This window comes from Chryseobacterium sp. SC28 (genome assembly GCF_003932955.1).
In the GTDB taxonomy this organism is placed as follows: Bacteria; Bacteroidota; Bacteroidia; order Flavobacteriales; family Weeksellaceae; genus Epilithonimonas.
Genome location: NZ_QOVY01000013.1, coordinates 39958 through 58343 on the forward strand (window position 1 = coordinate 39958; position 18386 = coordinate 58343).

Sequence of the window (18386 nt, forward strand, 5' to 3'; positions counted from 1 at the left end):
AAATTTGCGACAGATAATTCTAACTGCAAAAATGCTTTTAAATTATTAAAATACTGTAAATCAGTGGTTTGAATTTTTAAAAATCTATTAACACCCCCAATTTCCCAAAAAGCAGCCTCAACCATGGATTTTACCAAAGTCGTCGAAATTTTACAATCCGGAGGAAGCATTCTCTACCCCACCGATACGATCTGGGGAATCGGGTGCGACGCTACAAACACAGATGCCATCAAAAAAATCTTCGAAATAAAAAAAAGAGAGACCAACAAATCCCTTATTATTTTGGTAGAATCAGAAAAACGTCTCCAAGATTTGGTAGATGTTCCCGAAATGGCTTGGCAAATAATGGATCTCAGCGAAAAACCCGTAACCATCGTCTACGACAAGCCTAAAAATCTGCCAAAAGAATTGCTCGCCCAAGACGGAAGCATCGGCATCCGAGTGGTCAAAAATGATTTCTGCAAAACACTCATCACCAAGCTCAACAAACCTTTAGTATCAACTTCGGCTAATCTGAGCGGACAAAAATCGCCAATGAAATATAGTGATATTTCCGATGAGATAAAAAACTCAGTAGATTATATAGTAGAAGAATTTCACGACAAGGTTTCGGAATTCTCGGGCTCCTCCGTCATCAAAGTTTGGAACAACAACCAAATCAAAGTTTTGAGAGAATAAAAAACCGGCGGATGACCTTTTGCAAGATCATCCGCCGGAAAAATAAACTATGAAAAAAAAACTACTTTTGTTTTCATTCTAATCTCAAAAAAAATACCGAAACGTTTTTGCGGACAGAATTTCCCGATTGCAGTGTTCGATTCAATTTTTAAAGTCAAAATGTCTTGATTCGGGATTTGGGCGTATCTTCCTATTTTCCCAATCCTAAAAATCCAACGCAAAAATAGGAAGACCGCGCTATCCACTATTATCTTTCTTATGGGCTAGCAAGCCCATAAGAAAGGATAACCGTTACTATCGCTTACGCAGCTTCGCCATAGTAGAAACTTTTTCCAAAAGAATTATCTTTGCCTATTATTATAAATGATAATTGATAATTGATAATTGATAATTGATTAATGATCACATTTATCTAATATTTTATTTTTCCAATGATTATCAGCCTTACTCAAAATAAAAACTTCAAACTTTTCAAGATTATTTCGGAAGTTGCTTCCAGAAATGGCCAATCGGTGTACGCCGTTGGTGGTTTTGTAAGAGATCTTTTGATGAAAAGAAAAGCACCCACCGACATCGATTTTGTCACAGAATCCAACGGAATCGCCCTTGCAGAAAGCGTTGCCAAAGAAATGGATCCCACAACAAAAGTATCAATTTTCAAAACTTATGGCACCGCAATGTTCCGATACAAAGACTTGGATTTAGAATTTGTGGGCGCCAGAAAAGAAAGCTACAGCGAAGATTCCAGAAAACCATCCGTTGAAACGGGAACCCTTGAGGATGACCAAAAACGCAGAGATTTCACCATAAACGCTATGGCAATTTCGCTTAATAAAGAAAATTTCGGAGAATTGATCGATCCTTTTGATGGCCTTCAAGATTTGAAAAAGAAAATCATCAGAACCCCTCAAAATCCCCATCAGACCTATTCCGACGATCCTTTGCGAATGATGCGAGCCATCCGCTTTGCAACGACTTTGGATTTTAAAATTGAAGAAAATTCTTTGAAAGCCATAAAAGATGAAGCCGAAAGACTCAAGATTGTGTCGATGGAAAGGATCATGGTTGAATTCAACAAAATAATGCTTTCCGAAAAACCTTCAAAAGGTTTAAAACTTCTTGAAGAAACTTCACTTTTACAATACATTCTTCCGGAACTTACTGCCCTGAAAGGCATCGAAGACATCGACGGACAGACGCACAAAGACAATTTTTACCATACGCTGGAAGTTGTGGACAACATCTCGAAGACAACAGACAAGCTGTGGCTTCGATGGGCAGCACTGCTCCACGACATCGGAAAAGCGCCAACAAAAAAATTTGTGAACGGCATCGGCTGGACGTTTCACGGCCACGAATTTCTGGGTTCGAAAATGATAAAATCGATTTTTAAAAGATTGAAACTTCCGCTGGGACAAGAACTGAGATATGTCGAAAAACTCGTGAGAATGCACGCCAGACCCATTGCGCTGATTACGGATGAGGCTTCGGATTCTGCGTTGCGGCGTTTGCTTTTCGATTCTGGCGAAGATCTGGAAGATCTTTTCACACTTTGCAAAGCGGACATCACGACCAAGAATTATTCTAAACAGACCAAATTCAAACAAAATTTCGAATATGTGGCCACGAAAATCAAAGAAGTGGAGGAAAAAGACCAAGTCAGGAACTTCCAACCACCGATTTCCGGGGAAGAAATTATGCTACTATTTGGTTTGAATCCGGGCAGAAAAATCGGAATTCTGAAAGAAAAAGTGAAGGAAGCAATCTTGGAAGGCGAAATCCAAAATGATAAGACTGAAGCCAGAGAATTTGTGATCAATGAAGCCGAAAAATTGGGATTGGAAGTTAAAATTAAAAATGAATAATATGTTTTTTTTCATTATTCATTTGTGAAAGAATTAACTTTTGACAAGCTTCTTTTGCATATTTATTGTTGCTTCTTGGTCACTAATCAAAACATTCATTTATTATGAAAATTCTTGACAACAAAGTAGCTTTGGTTACTGGCGCAGGTTCCGGAATCGGACTTGCCATCGCAAAATTATACGCCAAAGAAGGCGCAAAAGTCATTGTTTCCGACATCAATGAGAAGCACGGACAATCGACGGTGGACGAGATTAAATCGGCGGGAGGCGAAGCCACATTTGTAAAAGCAGACACGACCTCGCCGGAACAGGTTGAGGCGCTCGTAAAAGCAGCGGTTGACACCTACGGCAGGTTGGACATCGCGTGCAACAATGCGGGAATCGGTGGCGAGCAAAACCAAGCCGGAGATTACAGCATCGATGGTTGGAAAAAGGTGATCGATGTAAATCTAGACGGCGTTTTCTACGGTTGCAAGTACGAACTGACGCAGATGGAAAAAAATGGCGGCGGCGTGATCGTCAATATGGCATCGATTCTGGGTTCTGTTGCAGCACCGTTTTCCTCCGCATATACCGCTGCAAAACACGCCGTGGTAGGGTTGACAAAAACAATTGGCGCAGAATATGGTCCGAAGAATATCCGCTGCAACGCCGTAGGTCCCGGTTATATAGAAACGCCGCTTTTGGAAAGCCTTAGCAGCGATCAAAGAAAAGGACTCGTCGAAAAACATCCCATCGGCAGACTTGGCAAGCCGGAGGAAGTGGCCGAGCTTGTACTTTTCCTTAGTTCAGAAAAATCGTCTTTTATGACTGGCGCCTACTACCTTGTGGATGGCGGTTATACGGCAGTTTAAGCAATTACAACAACAACTATAATTAAGGACATTCACTTTTTTGTGGATGTCTTTCTTGTTTTAGCATCCAAATTTTTAGAAGATCTGTAAAACTTTCGGCGGTATAAATGAATGATCTAAGATTGTTTTTTTCTAAATTTGATACCGAAAATCAACAGTTCATTTTATATACAAAATGCAAAACTATCTCGAGCTTTTACAACACATTTTAGACAACGGAACCGATAAAACCGATAGGACAGGAACAGGAACACGAAGCGTTTTTGGCTATCAGTTACGTTATGATTTATCTAAAGGTTTTCCTTTGGTAACAACCAAAAAGGTGCATTTAAAATCCATTATTTATGAGTTGCTTTGGTTTATCAAAGGCGACACCAACACCAAATATCTGACCGATAACGGCGTTTCCATCTGGAACGAATGGGCAGACGAAAACGGCGATCTCGGTCCAGTTTACGGCGCACAGTGGAGAAGCTGGAAGGGCGCAGACGGAAAAGTAGTCGATCAATTGTCCGAAGTCATCGAACAAATTAAGAAAAATCCCGATTCACGCAGATTAATAGTCTCCGCCTGGAATGTTGCCGAAATCCCGAATATGGCTTTGGCGCCTTGTCACGCCCTGTTTCAGTTTTATGTGGCAGATGGAAAATTGTCTCTTCAATTGTATCAAAGAAGTGCAGATGTTTTCTTGGGCGTTCCTTTCAATATTGCGAGTTATGCGCTTTTATTGATGATGGTAGCGCAAGTTACAGGCCTTGAAGTTGGCGATTATGTTCACACGTTTGGCGATGTTCACATTTATAATAATCATTTTGAACAAGTCCGGAAACAACTTTCCAGAGAACCCAGACCTCTACCGACGATGAAACTGAATACTGAGATTAAAAACATTTTCGATTTTGATTTTGAGGATTTTACTTTAGAAAATTATGATCCGCATCCGGGCATCAAAGCGCCTGTGGCAATATAAAGAATAACAATACGGGTGGGCTTTAAAAACCTTACCCTGCTAATTGTAACAAAGCTTTAAAAATAACCACTTATCTCATTTAAAATCAAATCAACGTTATAATTCCCAAAATGAAGAAAATATTAATCGCAGCCCTTTTTCTAAGTGCAATCTTTAATCCAATTACAATATCCGCTCAAACGGAAACTTCCGGCAGAAATCCCATCTACAGAGCAACGCACACCAAAACCACCGAGCTAAAACACACCAAACTAAAAGTCGGTTTCGATTACGAGAAAGAAACGATGAATGGCGAAGAATGGCTGACAGCAAGTCCCTATTTCTACCCCACCAACGTTTTGGATCTCGACGCCAAAGGCATGCTGATCCACGAAGTGGCTTTGGACAAAAACGGTTCCAAACAGCCACTCAAATTCGATTATAAAAATGATATTCTGAAAATCAATCTCGATAAAACCTATCAGAAAAATCAGGATTACACGGTTTACATCAAATATACAGCCCGACCAAATGAAGTAAAACAGCAAGGCAGCGCCGCCATCAATGATGCGAAAGGCCTTTATTTCATCAATGCTCAAGGGAAAGATAAAGAAAAGCCAACGCAAATCTGGACGCAAGGCGAAACCGAATCTTCATCGGCCTGGTTCCCAACCATTGATAAATCCAATCAGAAAACCACCCAAGAAATTTATATGACCGTTCCGGATAAATATGTCACGCTTTCCAACGGAATCCTCAAAGATTCTCAGAAACAAGCCGGAAATCTGAGAACAGACCATTGGGTGATGGACAAAAGACATTCTACTTATCTTTTTTTTATGGGCGTGGGAGATTATGCCGTTGTGAAAGACAAATGGCGGAATATTCCGGTGGATTATTATGTAGAAAAAGAATATGAACCCTACGCAAAACAAATTTTCGGGAACACGCCCGAGATGATGGAATTCTATTCCAAAAAACTGAACTACGATTTTCCTTGGGCAAAATATGCACAGATCACCGGCAGAGATTTCGTTTCAGGAGCTATGGAAAATACCACCGCCACGCTTCATCAGGAATCGGCGCAACAAAAACCCGGCGACCTCATCGATGAAAACAAATGGGAAGATGTGATTGCCCACGAGCTTTTCCACCATTGGTTCGGAGATCTGGTGACGGCAGAAAGCTGGAGCAATTTGACGGTCAACGAGTCGTTTGCCAACTATTCCGAATATCTATGGGAAGAATACAAATATGGGAAAGACTATGCAGACTATCATTTGATGAACGATCTGGCGGGCTATATGCGCAATCCCGCGTTGTTCAACAAGGATTTGGTAAGATTTGATTACGAATCGCGCGAAGATGTTTTCGACGCGGTAACTTATAATAAAGGCGGCGGCATCCTTCATATGCTGAGAAACTATCTTGGCGATGCCGCCTTTTTTGCAGGCCTTAATGATTATCTCAAATCGTATGAATATCAAAACGGAGAAGCGCACCAACTGAGATTGTCTTTGGAAAAAGTTTCCGGGAAAGATCTCAACTGGTTTTTCAACCAATGGTATTTTGGCAGCGGCAATCCGAAGCTGAGCTATACTTCTACGTATGAACCTGTGAAAAAGCAAGCGACGCTGGTCATCAATCAGTCTCAGAATCAGCCTTTTGAATTCCCTTTAGCCATCGATGTTTATGACAATGGGAAACCAAAAAGAACGACGGTTTGGGTCAATGCGAAGGCAAAAAATACTTTTACTTTTGATTCTTCCAAAACGCCGGATTTGATTAACATTAATGCAGATGGCATCTTGCTTTCTGAAATCACTGAAACCAAAACTCCTGAGCAAAATCTATTGCAATTTACCAATTCCAAAGAATTCTTGAGCCGATACAGAGCTTTGGACGGCATAAAAGAAGCGGATGCCCAAAATCCTGCGGTCATCAAACTGCTTGCGGCCGCACTCAAAGATCCATTCTTTAGAATCCGAAAGCAGGCGCTGGAGCAGATTGACCTTTCAAACGCAGATCAGGCAAAAGCTTTGACCGCCGATGTAGAGAAATTGGCTTCCAACGATCCCAAAACTCTGGTTCAGGCTGCTGCCCTTTCTGCATTAGCCAAGACCAAAAATGCCAAATATGCTTCGCTCTACGACAAAGGAATGAACGCCGTTTCCAATGCGGTGAAAGGCGCATCTTTGGCAGCAATTGCCGAATCCGATCCCACGAAAGCGGTGGCTCTGGCTGATAAAATAGATTTGGAAAACGCATCGGAAGATCTGATGACCAAACTGCTTCCCATCATCGTTAAAAATAAAATCGAGAAGCAAATGCCGGCGATAGGAACCACCGTTGCCTTCTACCCTTTCATCAAATTCCAAAATCCGGAACTGGGAAAATCTGCTGAAGAAGGCTACAACTGGATTATGAGTTCCGACAATCTGAAAGCAACCGAGAAAGTGACGAAAGTTTTGACTCAGGCCAAATCACAAATACCAGATAATCCGCAGGTCAAAATGATGATTGTCCAAATGCTGAAAGATGGACTTGCCAAAAAAATGGAAGTCCTAAAAGCCAATCCAAACAGCCCGACCATTCATCAGCAAGTGGATGCCATCAATAAGACGTTGGAAGTTTATAAGTGATAAAATTGTTATTAAAAATCAAAAACGCAGACGAAATTCTGCGTTTTTTTTGTTTATTGAATACCTCTTGCAGAGATGTCAAAAGTATTTTTTGTACTCCTTTATTTCAATTTTGGACTTATTTTCCGCCATTGAATTTTCATAAAAATTAAATTAAAACTCAAGTAGTTTCAGCTTCAACTGAACGCCAAAATTGTCTTTGAAATTATTGGTATTGTAATAACCTACCCTGTAGAAAAATGCCAGATTAAACCTAGTACTCAGGAAGTTATTGTATTCGAAACCGATTTCTTGATAAAGATGATCGAGCGGAGACAAATCTTCAAGCTGATGATACTCCGGATTCTTCAAATCGCCCACAATGCTTCTGTATATGACATCGAAACTGGATGTGTTCTTGCCAAAACTTTTGAAATACCAAGGAATGCGGTGCGAGACATAATATCCCACAAACTTGTCGCTGAAATATTTTGCAGAGGTCATCGTAGCAAATCCCAAGTAGCTGGTGAGCGAGAAATTGGAAAAAATCCCTGTTCCATTGCTGGCATCCAGGCCGCCCATCTCGAAGTTGTGCCAGATTGGTGCCTTGCCAACATAGTATCCGCCGTAGATGCGGCCCAATGTTGTACCCCAAGAACTGCGAAACTGATGCGTCAGCAGGGCATCAAATCGGCTATAATTGAATTCTCCGCCCAAGCTTTTGTAACCCTGCTCGTAATTAAGAAAAACTTCGGGAAAGTTCTGGTCGTAGGTATATTTGCCATAAGGTGTCATAATATTCCGGCTGTTGGGCGAGAATTTGATGGTGGCCAAGGAGCTGAAATTTTCAAACTTGCCCGTCATACCCCGAAAAGCGTACGGATATGTGGATTCTTCGTTTTGCTTTTTCCCGGAAATATCCACGGTCAAAGCGTTGGTGAGATCTACCTGATAGCCCAGCCGGACGCCGTCATATTTGTAATACTTCTCGTTGCGGATGTTCATTCCGCTGTTGTTAATATTCATCTTGACGCTCCAAAGATTCTGACTGTATTTCCCGGAAGGAGCTACATCATTGAAATATTCCAAACGGAAGAACGAATTCCTGTTCAAAGTGGTTTTGACATCTACGCCGGCGCCAAATTTGAAGCCACTATCTTTGAAACCATAAGCCAAATAAACGTCGGGCGAAATGTATTTGTGGAATCTTTCGTTTAGTTTGAAACCGGCACCCAATCGGAGGCCTTCGTACCAGTTGTATTTGGTTTGGAAAGGATTGATATCTACCATCCCGACGGTGATTTTGCCTCGCAACAAGGCCGTGACCACCTGCGCCTTTCTGTCAAGCTTGTACTTTTTGCCAAGGCTGTCGATCGTGACGTAGGTGCGTTGCTCTCTTGCGGTAAGGCTGTCGGTTCTGTATTTATTTAATAGCGATCCATCGGCATTCTGCACACTCATCGTATAACCTCTGAATTGCGACGGCTTCAGATCCGCAGGAGTTTGGAAATCGAAATAATCCGCTTTTAGGTAAACGTAGTTTCCGAATTTCTTGACTTGCTTCAGCCGTGCTTTTTTCTCTTCGGCCGTCTCATTGGGTTTCTTTGGAATCGTTTCAAATTCTGCAAACCCCATTTTGATTTTGAGATTTTCGGTCTTCAGAAACCATTTTTCGTTAATAGGAATCCATACCGAGGTGATATTGCCGTCTGATTTCACTTTGCTGTTGCTTTCTATTTTTTTGATTGCGTAAGAATCCTTGTCGATGTAGATATATCCGTTATATTTTCTTCTATTGACGGGCACTTTGTAATCCACTTGGCGAAATCGGATCACGTAGTTCATTCGCCCATCGATCTCGATGGAATCGGTAAGGAAATATCGGTATAGACTTCTGTTCTCGGGCAGAATTTCGCGAGGAATCTTGTTTCGGTTCGATCTCAAAGCAAGCATTTCGTACACAGGATTCTTCAAACCCGAGATTCTGTTGTCCAAGATATTGACTTTCTCACCGTATTTTTTGGAATATAAAAACTCCGTTGCCCGTTCCCACAGAAAAAGTTTGCTGTCTTTGACCACAGACATCATCTGCTCGCCTTCGATGGAGTCTTTTCTATCCTGATCATTCTTAGGCAGCAAGCGGTGATATTTAGCCTGCGAAAGCGAGTCTTTCCTTGATTCCAAAAATTGGGAATAATTCTTTATGCTGTCTTCATCCAGATCGAAGGACATTTTTTCGTATGATTTGTAAGAATAGGAATCCAACGCGTTTGGGGAATTCTCTTTGAATTTTCGAAAGGTTTTTTCGAGAATGGCAAGCGCCCGGGGATCGCTTTCATTGGTAAGCGCCACGCTTTCTATTTGATTGGATTTGATATTGTCTCGGTCGAGGGACACCTCCATCACTTCGTCCACCACTACTTCATCGCTTATGTAATTATCAATCTTCACATCCACCTTTGCACATTTGGTGCTGAAGGTCAAAATTCCCTGGTCGTTGGTTCGGCCGAGGATTTTGCCATTGCAACTCACCACTGCTCCTTTTATGGGTTTTTGATTGTCGGATCGGGTAACTGTAAGTGTGTTCTGGGCGTACACCGAAAATGAAATGGAGAATAAAAGCAGATAAAGTAATCTCTTCATTTTGAATATTGTGTTTTTTTTTATCGGTTAGATAGTAACTTACTCTGTAGGCAATTTTTCAGCCAAATGTTTAAAAAGCGCAAAAATAAAAAAACATTTCACAGGATCTATGAAATGTTTTGAATCTTTTACCGCCCGCTTTCTTAATGCAGTTCAAAATAATTGAGATTGGCATTGCCCGCTTCGATGTACACTCTCAGCTTGTTGTCCCCTGCATCCAGAGCGACATCACTTCCTGAAATAGTCTTCCAAATTCCGTTGCCTGTGGGCGGCAATTTCAGTGTTGCCAAGTGGGTGCCTGTTTCGTTTTTGAGAATCAATTCAGAAACTTGCTTGGAATCATTATTATATCGAACACTGAATTTGTAATGCTTGGCCTGCGGACTTTTCAGCGTATACTGCAACCACTCGCCTTTTTCGGTTTTTCCCACGTAATATTGATTCGTTATTTGATCATTACAAAGATAAATATCCACACCATCGTTTCGCATCTTGTTTCCCGAGTTCCATTCTGTACGATTCAACGTACTGACCCACACATTCTGGAAATCCTTGTCGGAGTAGGCACTGCCGAGTCTTCCCAGATCATATTCGGTAGCAAAAATTCTTCCCGGAAGCGGATGATTTTGGTAAGGTTTTGTAGTGGCATCTTGGACTTGGCGGAACATAGCGTCGATCACATCGTATTTGATTTCCACATTTTCGATTTTGTAATTGTCCGCAATTTTCATCAAGGTATTTTTTGCAAAATCTTTAGAAGGTTTTTCGCCACCGTTTTTCCAGTAGTTCAGCAGTTTCTCGTATTCCGGCGTTATTTTCACGCTCGTGACGCCTGCGATATTGTCGATTTTTTTCATAGGCCAATAAGCCCATCCGATGTTGTTTTTTAAAAGCAACTGGTTCAGCTCGGTAAACCACACATTCGAATTTTCACCGGTTTCGCCCAGCCAGACAGGGACATTTAGTTTTTGACGACTTTCCAATATGGTTTGAATAGATTCTGCGGTGTTGAAGGTCCAATATTTGTGAAAACTCAGCACGATATTATCGTCCCAGAGCGGGATCAGGCCATTGTAATTGTTGCCCCAGCCGTTGCCTTCTATGATAATGATGTGGTTTTTATCGACTTCGCGGATGGCCTGCGAAATGTCTTTGAGCAATTTCCAAAGCGGCGCATTAGACTGCTCGTCCAGGCCGTTGGGGTCTTTACCGGTGAAGCCATAATTGGGTTCATTGATCAGGTCGTAGCCGGCGACCCATTGTTTGTCTTTATATCTTTCGGCGAGTTTTTTCCAAAGGGCGATCGTCTTTTTCTGATTTTCTTCGCTTTGCCAGAGGTTTGGTTTGGTCTTGTCGTTATCAGAAATATTGGCATCGTTTCCTTGTCCGCCGGGTGCAGCGTGGAGATCCAGAATGAGATACATTTTATTGGCCTCGCACCATTTTAGAAGGTTGTCGGTCATTTCGAAACCTTGTCTCAGCCACGTGTTCTCACCTTTCACTTTTTCTTGTTCGATGGGCAAAGTGTAAAGGTTATAATGCATCGGCAGCCTGATAGAATTGAAACCCCATTTGGCTAAGGAATCTACGTCTTTTTTCGTGATTCCGTTTTTGAGATAAGCTTTGTAAAAATCATTTTTCCCATCCTCTCCTGCAACTTCTGCTATTTTTTCTTTGATTTTAAATTGCGGACCGGCAAATTCATCGGTCTTCAGCATATAACCTTCCTGAAGCATCCAGCCTCCTAATCCCATTCCCTTCAAATACACATTTTCACCCTGAGGATTCACGATTTTTTGGCCTTGTGTCTTCAAAAATCCCTGAGCAGTCCCAAATTGAGACAATAAAAGTGCAGAAAAAACTACTAATCTCTTCATAATTTTGATTTTGATAAAGATAATATTATTTTTTGATCGGAAAAGAAATTTCCAGACAAGTTAAATACTTAGCTGAACTTCATATTCTGAATCCGCACCGCGTTGAGGATGGCCAAGAGTGCGACGCCGACATCTGCGAAAACGGCCTCCCACATATTGGCTAATCCACCGGCGCCTAAAATAAGGACAAGAGTCTTGACGCCCAAGGCCAAACCGATGTTTTGATACACGATTTTTTTGGTGGCTTTTCCGATGCAGATGGCAGTAAAAATCTTGGAAGGCTGATCGGTCTGGATGACCACATCGGCGGTTTCAATCGCCGCGTCGGAGCCTAATGCGCCCATTGCAATGCCCACGTCACTCAAGGCTAAGACCGGCGCATCATTGATCCCGTCGCCTACGAAAGCCACGACTTCTTTTGGATTTGTCTTGATTTTTTCGAGTTTTTCCACTTTGTCTTCAGGCAGCAAAGCACCGAAGGCTTCATCAATTCCCAGTTTTGTGGCGACATCCTGTGTCAGTGCCTCTTTATCGCCGCTCAGCATCACCGTTTTGATGCCGGCACTTTTTAATTTTTTGATGGCCAATGCTGCGTCTTCTTTGACTTCGTCTGCAATTACAACATAGCCTTTATATTGATTATCGACAGCCAGTGCGACGGTTGTTTCTACGATTTGGTCTAATTCGGGAGGATAATGGACGGCAAAATCATTCAGCAGTTTGGTATTTCCGGCAAGAATTTGCTTTTGATTAATGACAGCCTTGATGCCTTTCCCCGAAATCTCTTCTACAGATTCCGGCGTTTGATTCGTAGGTTTATAAGCTGTAATGGCTTTTGCAATCGGATGATTCGAATGACTTTCTATGGCTGATAGAATGGATAAAAATTCCTCTTCAGAAATAGCGTTTAGCACTACCTTTTGCACTTTGAAAACGCCTTTGGTCAGCGTTCCGGTTTTGTCCATCACCATTGTTGTGGTGTTGGCGATCAAATCCAGAAAATTTGAACCTTTGAACAGGATTCCGTTGCGCGAAGCGGCTCCTATGCCCCCGAAATAGCCGAGCGGGATAGAAATTACCAATGCGCAAGGACACGAAACCACCAAGAAAACCAAGCCGCGATAAAGCCACTCCTTGAAAAGATAATGGTCTTCAAAAAAGTATGGAATGAAAGTGATCAACAATGCCAAAACGAAAACAATTGGCGTATAAACTTTTGCAAATTTGCGGATGAATAATTCAGTTTTAGCTTTTCTGGCGCTCGCTTCCTGAACCATTTGCAAGATTCTGACAATCGAACTGTCTTCGAACAATTTCGTTGCTTCTATTTCGATGACTTGGTTGAGATTCAGCATTCCCGCAAGGACATTATTGGATTTGACGATTGTCGAAGGCTTGCTTTCGCCCGTCAAAGCTGAGGTATCAAGACTGGCTTTTTCCGACAGCAACTTCCCGTCTAATGGCACTTTTTCCCCTACTTTGATTTGAATTTTTTCTCCCACTTTGACTTGCTCCGGCGCAATGGTTTCCCATCTATCATTGCGGAAAACAGTGGCTTTTTTTGGACGAACATCAACTAAGGATTTGATATTGTTCCTAGCTTTGTTGACGGCGGCTTCTTGAAAGATCTCGCCAATGGTGTAGAACAGCATCACCGCCACAGCTTCGGGAAACTCGCCGATGGCAAAAGCTCCGATGGTGGCAACCCCCATTAGAGAAAACTCATTGAAGAAATCGAAGTTCTTGGCCAGCTCTCCGGCTTGCTTGAAAACAGGAAAAGCAACCAAAACATAAGCCACAAAATACCAGCCGAATCTGATCCAAACGTGGTCTGAAAACCAATCTGCTTTGACGAGAAAATCTAATACCAATCCGGAAAAAAAGAGAATTAAACTGGCGATTAATCCAGGACGGAATTTGATGTAAGTTTCTTTCGGATTGCCCGGTTTGGGTTCTTCCAAATGTTCGAACTGCTGTTGATCTGATTCGCAAGCTCCACTGCTGCAATTTGACATAATTTTGCACTATTAATGAAACAAAGTTAAGCGAAATATGTCAAAATCCTTAATGAAGTGTAGGCTTCCCGCCAAGTTCTGTTCAGCAAAGTATTCGAAAAAAATAATTTTTATTACGCGCCCAATCGACTCTTAAAACTTTTTTTAATTGCAGGTTAATCTCGATGATTCTTTTTTAAGAAAAAGAGATTTTTTGGCATATCATTTGCTTTTTAATGTTCGATTCTCATGTTTAATTTGAGTTTTCATGGTTATTAGTTTTTACCCCAACTTCGGTTGGGGTTTTTTATTTCTCCATTGGAATTGTTTTTTGTGATTACAATAGGTTTCATCCGATTGTAAATTAAACTGCCATTTCGTGGCTGAGGAAGACATCCAAAGAATTTGATATGAAAAAAATTAATCCATTTTCATCAACAAAAAATTCACCAAAAAAGTTGAATCTTTAGTGGAAAGTGTTTAAAAAAAAGAGAATAATTTTAATCAAATAAGGCGAAAGCCTGCGGATTGGGAACGGGATATTTCTCCGTAAAACAGCCGAAACAATGGTTGGGCGATCCTAAGATACTAATCAGATTTTCGACGCTCAAAAATTCTAAACTGTCAACATCCAAATACTTTCTAAGTTCGTCTTTATTCATGTTGGCCGAGATCAAATCATCTTTTGTCGGCGTATCGATGCCTAAAAAGCACGGCGCAATAATTGGCGGAGAAACACTTCGGAAATGGATTTCCTTCACGCCGGCATTCTTCAGAATCTTGACCAGACGTTTGGAAGTGGTGCCTCGTACGATAGAATCATCGATTATTACCACTCTTTTGTCCTTAATTTCGGAAACGATGGGATTGAGCTTCAGATTGACAAAATGCTCTCTCATCTCCTGAGACGGGATGATGAACGAACGGCCGATATATCGATTCTTGATCAAAACGGGCCTGAATGGAATGCCCGAAGCCTTGGAAAAACCAATCGCCGCCGGCACACCGGAATCCGGAACGCCGATTACGATGTCGGCTTCTACAGGCGCTTGCTCCCAGATTTTCATACCGGATTTCTCCCGCACTTCGTGTACGCTGATGCCTTCCAAAGTAGAATCCGGTCTGGCAAAATAAATATATTCGAAAGCACAAATCTTATTCACGCAATCATCTTTGACGAGATAAGAATGCAAACCTTCTTCCTTATCGCTGGTGTAAACTATCTCTCCCGGAAGAATATCGCGGACGTACTGCGCTCCCACCCCGTCTAAGGCACAAGTTTCCGATGCTACCACAAACGTATTCTCATCGATCGCTCCCAAAACCAAAGGCCTGATGCCATTAAAATCCCGGAAGGCAAAAAATTTATTTCTGGTAAGTCCCACAACGGAATAAGCACCTTCTATCTTTTCCATCGTTGCTTTGATGGCGCCGCGGAGACCCAAATCCAAATTTTTCTGAATCAATCGCAGAATCACCTCGGTATCTGAGGTGGCGCGGAAAACCACACCCTCGTCCTCCAATTCTTTTCTGAGCTCTCTTGCATTGGTAAGGTTGCCGTTGTGTGCAATAGAAAGTATGATTTGATCGTACTCGTTCTTCGCAAAAAACGGTTGAAAGTTGTACTTCTTTTTGTCGCCCGCGGTGGTATATCGGGTATGACCGATGACGGTGCTTCCCATATACTGTTGCGGATCTTTTATGGATTTGAAAACGTCTAAAACCAAACCTTCATCTTTCACAGACAGGATTTTGCCATTGTTCCCGACAGCGATGCCGCATGCTTCCTGACCGCGGTGCTGCAAGGCGAAAAGACCAAACTGAGCGAGCGAAAAAGTATCTTGATTTTCGGTTGAATGCACTCCAAAAACGCCACATTCTTCTTCCATCTTATCGAACGGGTAATTCCCCATTTCTTCCTTGGAAAGATCTTTGGTCTCCTCGAATTCCCGATAGCGATTTTGGAAAGCATATTTGGGCAATGGGCTATAATCTTGAAATTCTAAATCCATTTTGCGGGTTTTTTGGATTATTTTTTTAAAGCTTTTTGGAGTCTTTCATAAATCTCCACGTAAGCTTCGGTAATCTCGCCCAAGTCTCGGCGGAATCGGTCTTTATCGAGCTTCTTCATGGTGTCTTTGTCCCAAAGTCTGCAAGTGTCGGGAGAAATCTCGTCTGCCAAAACGATTTTGCCATCGGCAGTTTTTCCCAATTCGATTTTGAAATCTACGAGGATCACGTTGGCTTTATCGAAAAGGTCTATTAGGAGTTTGTTGATTTTGTCTGTCAAAGCGTACATTTCTTCCAACTCAGCATACGTTGCCGCTCCCAAGAAAACCGCGTGATGATCATTAATCAAAGGATCGCCCAATTCGTCTTTTTTGTAGCAAAGATCAAAAATTGTGACAGGAGATTTAATGCCTTCTTCGACGCCTAATCGCTGAGCCATACTTCCGGCTACGTAATTGCGAACCACCATTTCCAGAGGAATAATATTCACTTTTTTTACCAGCTGTTCTCGGTCGTTTAGTTTTGCGATGAAGTGCGTGGGGATTCCATTATCTGCAAGATATCCGAAAATCAGGGTAGAAATAGCGTTGTTCAACTCGCCTTTTCTATCAAATTGACCCCGTTTTTGAGCATTGAAAGCCGTGGCATCGTCTTTGTACCGCACAATCACTTCGTCGGGTTTCTCTGTGGCGAAAACCTGCTTTGCCTTGCCTTCGTAGAGCATTTCTTTCTTTTGACTCATAATACTTTTCATTTTTATTAATGGAATCCGAAACGCCCAGATTCCTTTGACTTTTTATTGTTAGATTTATCCACAAATTTACGAAATTATTTGGTAAATCTGATTTGATGAAAAGAAGCAAAAGTATTCCTAATATGTTCTAAATTAAACAAAAAAAAAACTCCTTGATCGAAAGGAGTTTTTGCACAATCAAAAAGTGTATGTTCTACTTTTTAATAAATTTAACGGAATAGTCATCAATAGTCAAGATGTAAGTATTTGGCAATAAAGATTGGACGTTAATCGAATTCTGAGTAGTAAATGGACGATGAAAAGCCTTGATTAATTTGCCGGAAAGGTCGTATATCTTCGCAGATTTGGCTTTGCTTAAATCGCCGGCAATGTTCAGAATTTCTCCCACCGGATTTGGATAGATTGCCAATTTTCGGATATTATTTACCATATCATTAGCACTTAAAATTCCCAAATTCAAACAATAATCGGACGGGTGAGCGATCCATTCAGCCATATCAAAAGTTGCGCTTGGATTGCTGATGTTGGCGTTTCTGTATAGAGATATGTTGGCGTTAGAATTATCTAAATCTTTCGTTCCTACGGCATCGACTGTTGCAGATTTATAAGACAAATCGAGATAATTCGTACCGCTGAATGTGAGAGCAGGCGCCGCCGTCACATATCTTGCATCGGCCGTGTTGAAGCAACTGAAATCGGCGTATGGATTAATCGCCACCAGACTTTGATTGTGATCCAACTCGCCTTCCAGCTCAAATGGTTCAGCAAAATAATAAGCAGTTCCCTTGTATTGGATATTCAATTTATAAGCATTCAGACTGACTTTGTGACCGGTTCTATTGGCGATTTCCAAAGCTTTGTTATTGCCACTACCTTCGAGATATTTGATGATTTGTAAATCCTTCGCAAAAATATCACTGGCTAATGTCGTGACGTTCAATACATTACTTTCAGGACTCTCCAGATAGGCAGTGTCGTAGGCTTTTACGCTGAAATTATATGTGGTGCCAGGCGTCAAATGGTCGATAGAAGCGGAATTGGTTTTGGACGTTGCCACCAAGACATTGTCTTGATAAATGCGGTAACCGATGACATCAGGTTGTGGACTGACTTGCCAATTCAGATCAACAAAATAAGCGGAATTTCTTGCCAAAACGAGAGAAGATGGCGCCGAAGGTGCTACATTGTCGGAGGTCTGGCTCCAGATCGCGGCGATCCACTCCGGATGGTCGATGAAAGGATTTCTATTTTTTTGAAGAGTGAAAACGGCGTTATTACGATCGATTTCGCGTTGGGAAACCGGATCTTGCTGATGCCACAAAAGAAGCATCGCGATGTACCAATTTTCGTAAGCTTTCTCTTCGGTTCCGTCCAGTGGATTTACATCTTTGGTCGGATCGATGTTGGTGGTGTAATTGAAACTTCCCAATTTGCCTTCATATCTTACTGCAAAATACAGCAGCGTTCTCGCAATATCACCTTTGAACTCGTCGATTGGTTCAAAGACTCTACCTGTATAGGTTGCATTGGGCGTTCCGTTGGAAGCTTGTTTCGATCCGTTCGTAAAATTGTAATAAACAGTAGAGCCCGCTTTGGCATAAGGGTAATTGCTTCGCAACTGATTGATCCGCGCATCTGTGGGAACCACAAAGAAGATGTCCGAATACATTGGATAAGCGCTGTAGAAAGAGCTTTGCGGCATCATATGTTCTCTGTTCCACCCCTGCCCTTCTGCGCTGGCGTTTCCGATAATATTGGCGCTGGTGTAGTTATACGCGTCCGGACCTGTCGGGATTTCAGAATAAATATCCAGAATCGTCCCATCGTTTTCATAATATTTATCAAGATCGGTTTGGTTCACCGTTGTTTTGAGATCATCATAATTATAAGTGCGAACTTTTGTCGAAATGATCTCATGAAGCTTGGTCTTGAGTGCATAACCTGTCAAATTTTCTGTTCCCGAATAATAGTCAGCCGGCGCTTGTGCCAGCAATAAAATGGGGAAAAGAGATACTATAAATAAGTATTTTTTCAAAGTAAAAATGTTTTAATAACCGAGCGTAAAAGTATTACTTTTATGGCAAGAAATTATTCATTTTTTCTTAATTGAATATTAATAATAGTTTACATCCCTTTTAAAT

At 41.6% G+C, this 18386-nt stretch carries 11 protein-coding genes; 5 read left to right on the forward strand and 6 right to left on the reverse strand.

The annotated features are described in order from the left end of the window. The first annotated feature begins 99 nt into the window (after positions 1–99). From DTW91_RS08710 to DTW91_RS08730, 5 genes are all read left to right on the forward strand, one after another. On the forward strand, positions 100–678 hold the full coding sequence (locus DTW91_RS08710; protein WP_228412692.1) for an L-threonylcarbamoyladenylate synthase: 579 nt from the start codon (positions 100–102) through the stop codon (positions 676–678). Between the two features lie 431 nt (positions 679–1109). After that, positions 1110–2543 (forward strand): CCA tRNA nucleotidyltransferase, encoded by a 1434-nt coding sequence (locus tag DTW91_RS08715; RefSeq protein WP_125203006.1) that lies wholly within the window; start codon positions 1110–1112, stop codon positions 2541–2543. Between the two features lie 104 nt (positions 2544–2647). Next, positions 2648–3397: an SDR family NAD(P)-dependent oxidoreductase gene (locus DTW91_RS08720; protein WP_125203007.1), complete on the forward strand. Its 750-nt coding sequence runs from the start codon at positions 2648–2650 to the stop codon at positions 3395–3397. Between the two features lie 175 nt (positions 3398–3572). Continuing rightward, a complete protein-coding gene (locus DTW91_RS08725) occupies positions 3573–4367 on the forward strand; it encodes a thymidylate synthase (protein WP_125203008.1) in 795 nt (264 codons plus the stop codon). A gap of 110 nt (positions 4368–4477) precedes the next feature. Next, entirely contained in the window at positions 4478–6988 is a 2511-nt protein-coding gene (locus DTW91_RS08730) for a M1 family metallopeptidase (RefSeq protein WP_125203009.1), read from the forward strand. A 153-nt stretch (positions 6989–7141) separates the two neighbouring features. On the opposite strand, the gene DTW91_RS08735 is transcribed toward DTW91_RS08730, so the two are convergent. The 6 genes from DTW91_RS08735 to DTW91_RS08760 form a co-directional block, all read right to left on the reverse strand. After that, entirely contained in the window at positions 7142–9610 is a 2469-nt protein-coding gene (locus tag DTW91_RS08735; protein ID WP_125203010.1) for a hypothetical protein, read from the reverse strand. A gap of 143 nt (positions 9611–9753) precedes the next feature. Then, positions 9754–11487: a cellulase family glycosylhydrolase gene (locus DTW91_RS08740; RefSeq protein WP_125203011.1), complete on the reverse strand. Its 1734-nt coding sequence runs from the start codon at positions 11485–11487 to the stop codon at positions 9754–9756. Between the two features lie 68 nt (positions 11488–11555). After that, on the reverse strand, positions 11556–13502 hold the full coding sequence (locus tag DTW91_RS08745; RefSeq protein WP_125203012.1) for a heavy metal translocating P-type ATPase: 1947 nt from the start codon (positions 13500–13502) through the stop codon (positions 11556–11558). A gap of 479 nt (positions 13503–13981) precedes the next feature. Further along, complete coding sequence (gene purF, locus DTW91_RS08750; RefSeq protein WP_125203035.1) at positions 13982–15394, reverse strand: amidophosphoribosyltransferase; 1413 nt, start codon at positions 15392–15394, stop codon at positions 13982–13984. Positions 15395–15510: 116 nt separating this feature from the next. Then, positions 15511–16233: a phosphoribosylaminoimidazolesuccinocarboxamide synthase gene (purC, locus tag DTW91_RS08755; protein ID WP_125203013.1), complete on the reverse strand. Its 723-nt coding sequence runs from the start codon at positions 16231–16233 to the stop codon at positions 15511–15513. Between the two features lie 205 nt (positions 16234–16438). Further along, the gene (locus DTW91_RS08760) at positions 16439–18280 is read right to left on the reverse strand and encodes an endonuclease (RefSeq protein WP_125203014.1); all 1842 of its coding nucleotides are present in this window, start codon (positions 18278–18280) and stop codon (positions 16439–16441) included. Positions 18281–18386: the final 106 nt, after the last annotated feature.